The sequence below is a fragment of the Streptomyces sparsus genome (assembly GCF_054776295.1).
The window spans coordinates 1-3,679 of sequence record NZ_BAAHCA010000492.1; the positions used below are offsets into that span (position 1 = coordinate 1).

The window sequence follows — 3,679 nt, forward strand, 5'->3', positions numbered from 1 at the left end:
GCCCGCCGTCCGCACCGTCGCGAAGCCCGCCGTCGCCGTCCGCCGCCGCCGTCCGCCACCGGTGGGCCGTCCGTCGTCGGCGGCGCTGTGCGGTGTCACGCACGTCACTCCGTTCGCGCCGCCTTCGTGGCGCACCTCACCCCCGCCGCCACTCCGGTCGCCGCCTTTCGCGGTGTCCGAGGGGCGGCGTCGGGCTGCCCGGATCACATGGTCACGCATACTCCCAGTCCGTCAGAAGTGTGATGATCCTCATCCAATCTGGTCGGCGTGTTCCCATTTCGGGCAGGGCGGACACTGATCCGACCTGCGAAAACGCACCTTTCGGACCGTCAAGTCGCCCCTATTGGCGGTATTCGGCGGTTCTTGAACCACTCCGCCCGGTGTGCTTAACGTCGTTCTCGTTCGCTACTGCGGACACCGACGACCGTCACGCCGAATCCTGCCGGCGGCCGTCGGAACACCGTCGCGTCAGCGCCGTTGGCAGGAGCGGGGGAACCAGGTAAGTGCCGCCTCGGCGGCTTGGGGTGAAGTCCGGCACCAAGTGGTGCGGGACCGGGCGTCTCACCGCCCGAACCCGACAGCTCACCTCGTAGGCGTCGGTGAGGAAGAAAAAGCGTGCTGTTCTCCAGCAAGGTTCGTCGTCGTCGTTCCACCAGCCTCGTTCAGGCCGCAGCGCTGGCCGGTGCGGCCGCCGTCGCCGTTCCGCTGATGGGTGCCACCGGTGCCCAGGCTGCTTCCGTGGACACCTGGGACCGCGTTGCCGAGTGCGAGTCCAGTGGCAACTGGTCCATCAACACCGGCAACGGCTACTACGGCGGTCTGCAGTTCTCGCAGTCCAGCTGGGAGGCCGCGGGCGGTACCAAGTACGCCCCGCGTGCCGACCTCGCCACCAAGGGCCAGCAGATCGCCACCGCCGAGCGACTGCTCGCCATCCAGGGCCCGGGTGCCTGGGCCTGCGCCGGTGCCGGCGGCCTGACCTCCGGTGGTGCCAAGCCCAACGTCAACACCGGTGGCGCGGCGAACAGCCAGCAGCAGTCGAAGCCCGCCGAGAAGCCCGCCCGGCAGTCGCAGCCGCAGCCCAAGCGCGAGGCGCAGCCGCAGCAGCCCTCCCGTTCGAGCGGCCGGACCGGTGACTACACCGTCAAGGCGGGCGACACGCTCGGCTCCATCGCCGCCGCCCACGGTGTCGGCTGGCAGCAGCTGTACGCCAAGAACCGCGGCGTCGTCGGCGGCAACCCGAACCTGATCTTCCCCGGTCAGCAGCTCAGCCTGTGACGAGCGGCTGATCCGCCGGCAGGCGGGTGATACCGGTGGAGCCCGGCCCGGTGGTCCCAAGGATCACCGGGCCGGGCTTTCCGTCGTCGAGGGCCGGCCGTCCACCGCGTTTTCTTCATCACCGGAACAAAACTTTCCCACCCCGGTGATCAGCTCTGAGCTGCGACTTCATCCCGCGTTCCGGTCCACGACACGGACCGGAGCCCCCGTGCAGGCCGGGAGACCGTTAGGCTCTCGCATCAGTAGCCGGACACACCCCAAGGAGATGCTCGTGCCGTCCATCGACGTCGTCGTAGCCCGCGAGATCCTCGACTCGCGAGGCAACCCCACGGTCGAGGTCGAGGTCGGCCTCGACGACAGCAGCACCGGCCGTGCCGCTGTCCCCTCCGGCGCCTCCACCGGTGCCTTCGAAGCCATCGAACTGCGTGACGGCGACAAGGGCCGCTACGGCGGCAAGGGCGTCGAGAAGGCCGTGCTGGCCGTCATCGAGCAGATCGGCCCGGAGCTGGTCGGCTACGACGCGACCGAGCAGCGGCTGATCGACCAGGCGATGTTCGACCTGGACGCCACCGCCGACAAGTCCTCGCTGGGCGCCAACGCCATCCTCGGCGTCTCGCTGGCCGTGGCGCACGCCGCGTCCGAGGCCTCCGACCTGCCGCTGTTCCGCTACCTCGGCGGCCCCAACGCGCACCTGCTGCCGGTGCCGATGATGAACATCCTCAACGGCGGCTCGCACGCCGACTCCAACGTGGACATCCAGGAGTTCATGATCGCGCCGATCGGCGCGGAGTCCTTCTCCGAGGCCCTGCGCTGGGGCACCGAGACGTACCACGCGCTGAAGGCGGTCCTCAAGGAGCGCGGCCTGGCCACGGGTCTCGGCGACGAGGGCGGCTTCGCCCCGAACCTGGGCTCCAACCGCGAGGCGCTCGACCTCATCCTGGAGGCCATCCAGAAGGCCGGCTACACCCCGGGCCGCGACATCGCGCTCGCCCTGGACGTCGCCGCGTCCGAGTTCTACAAGGACGGCTCGTACGAGTTCGAGGGCCAGACCCGCACCGCCGCGCAGATGACCGACTACTACGCCGAGCTGGTCGAGGCGTACCCGCTGGTCTCCATCGAGGACCCGCTGTACGAGGACGACTGGGACGGCTGGAAGACCATCACCTCCCGCCTTGGCGACGCCGTGCAGCTGGTCGGCGACGACCTGTTCGTCACCAACCCCGAGCGGCTCCAGCGCGGCATCGACGAGCAGTCCGCGAACGCGCTGCTGGTCAAGGTCAACCAGATCGGCTCGCTGACCGAGACCCTCGACGCCGTCGAGCTGGCCCAGCGCAACGGCTTCAAGTGCATGATGTCCCACCGCTCCGGCGAGACCGAGGACGTCACCATCGCCGACCTCGCCGTCGCCACCAACTGCGGCCAGATCAAGACCGGCGCCCCGGCCCGCTCCGAGCGCGTCGCCAAGTACAACCAGCTTCTGCGCATCGAGGAGATCCTCGACGACGCCGCCGTCTACGCCGGCCGCAGCGCCTTCCCCCGCTTCAAGGGCTGAGAGGCACGTCGCAGGCGGAAGGCCCCGGGCCGGTGACGGCCCGGGCCCCCGCCGCCGTGGAGGCCCCGCCTCCACGGCTCGGCAGAGCACGAGGGCGGTACTACCGCCCGTCGCCCCGCGTCCCGGCCCACGGTCCCGTACCGTGAGCCGGGACGCAGACGTAGCGACTCCTGGAGGCGATGTGGCCGCGGACCGGGACCGGTTCTCCACCGCGACCAGACTCAAGGCGCTCGGCGAGGAGGCCGCCGCCAAGGTCTACCGTGCGCAGAACCGCCGACTGGAGACCCCCCGCCGCAGCCGCCTCACCGGGCGCGCCGCGCTGCTGGCGCTGGTGGTGTGCTCGATGGTCGTCGCGCTGGCCTACCCGATGCGCCAGTACGTCTCGCAGCGCTCGGAGATCGCCGACCAGCGGAGGCAGGCGGCGGAGGCCGAGACCGCCGTCGAGCGGCTCCGCAAGGAACGCGCCCGCTGGGAGGACCCGGCCTACGTCGAGCAGCAGGCCCGACGCCATCTGCACTACCTGCGTCCCGGAGAGACGGGCTTCATCATCGAGGACGGCAGCGCCGACCCCAAGCGCCCCACCGACCGCCGCGCGGCGGACCGTGCGTGGTACGACAACCTCTGGGACGGCGTGGACACGGCCGACGGCCGACGCTGACCCCGACCGCCCCTCGACGGGTCCCGCCCCTCGACGGGGCCCGCGGGCTGGTCGTCCGTGCGGGCCCGGGGACGCCGGTCCGTGCGGGCCAGGGAGCACGTGTGGGTGCGGCCCGCAAGCGGTGTCGCCGCATCCGGTTCCGCGCGGGGCCGTGCGGGGGTCGATACTGCACGGTGAAACACCACCCGGGCTCG

3 protein-coding genes and 1 riboswitch are annotated in these 3,679 nt (G+C 71.0%); all 3 genes read left to right on the forward strand.

The genetic code is table 11. The features are described from left to right. Nucleotides 1–462 precede the first annotated feature (462 nt). Nucleotides 463–611, forward strand: a riboswitch (cyclic di-AMP (ydaO/yuaA leader). Nucleotides 612–615: 4 nt separating this feature from the next. Beyond that, nucleotides 616–1,275, forward strand: a complete 660-nt coding sequence (locus ACYVE9_RS19025) for a transglycosylase family protein (RefSeq protein ID WP_461029088.1) — start codon at nucleotides 616–618, stop codon at nucleotides 1,273–1,275. Nucleotides 1,276–1,546: 271 nt separating this feature from the next. Continuing rightward, nucleotides 1,547–2,827, forward strand: a complete 1,281-nt coding sequence (gene eno, locus ACYVE9_RS19030; RefSeq protein WP_461029089.1) for a phosphopyruvate hydratase — start codon at nucleotides 1,547–1,549, stop codon at nucleotides 2,825–2,827. A 181-nt stretch (nucleotides 2,828–3,008) separates the two neighbouring features. Then, nucleotides 3,009–3,485 (forward strand): FtsB family cell division protein, encoded by a 477-nt coding sequence (locus ACYVE9_RS19035; protein WP_461029090.1) that lies wholly within the window; start codon nucleotides 3,009–3,011, stop codon nucleotides 3,483–3,485. Nucleotides 3,486–3,679 lie beyond the last annotated feature (194 nt).